This window comes from Streptomyces murinus, assembly GCF_002154555.1.
Classification (GTDB): Bacteria; Actinomycetota; Actinomycetes; order Streptomycetales; family Streptomycetaceae; genus Streptomyces; species Streptomyces murinus.
Genome location: NZ_MUNF01000873.1, coordinates 1 through 767, shown reverse-complemented (window position 1 = coordinate 767; position 767 = coordinate 1). Strand labels below are relative to the sequence as shown.

The window sequence follows — 767 nt, the reverse complement described above, 5'->3', positions numbered from 1 at the left end:
GCACCACCGCGATGCCCGTGAGCGCCAGCATCGGCGGCCAGTGCGCCGTGCCGCCCGGCAGCTTCGGGAGGTGGGTGAAGGGGGAGAGGTCCAGCAGGGACCGGGGGGCCTTCAGGGCGGGGCCGATCCAGCCGAGGAGGAGGACGGCGCCGGCCACGCCCCAGGCCGCGGACGCGCCGCGGGGCAGGACGCCGTAGAGCAGGACGGCGATGCCGCCGATGACCCAGATCGCCGGGAGCTGGACGAGGCAGGCGGCCAGCAGCGGGCCGACGTCCTTGCCGTAGCCCGCCGCGAAGCCCAGACCGGTGAGCAGCATCAGCAGGGCCGCGCCGCCGAAGGCGATCACCAGATGCCCGGCGGCCCAGCGCAGCCTGCCGACCGCGCCCGCGAGCACGGGTTCGGCCCGGCCGGAGGACTCCTCGCCGCTCAGCCGGAGCACCGACTGCACGATGTACAGCGCCGCCACCAGCCCCAGCATCCCGGTCAGCGCCGCGAGCAGCGCGTTCGTCAGCCCCGGCTGGCCGCCCATCCGCTGGAAGATCTCCCGGGCCTGATCGCTGTCGCGCACCAGGTCCGCCGCGCCGGTCGCGACCCCGCCGTACACCACCCCCGCGACGAAGAACCCCAGCCCCCAGCCCAGCACACTGCCCCGCTGCAACCGCCAGGCCAGCGCGCCCGCCGTACCGAGCCGTCCCGCCGCCGGTCCCGGCCGGGTCGGCTCGGTACGGCGGGCGCGCTGGCCTGGCGGTTGCAGCGGGGCAGTGTGC

The 767-nt window shown here is 76.7% G+C and carries 1 pseudogene; it reads right to left on the bottom strand.

The annotated features are described in order from the left end of the window. Positions 1-767, bottom strand: a pseudogene (locus CCN72_RS36125) (ABC transporter permease); the annotation flags it as partial.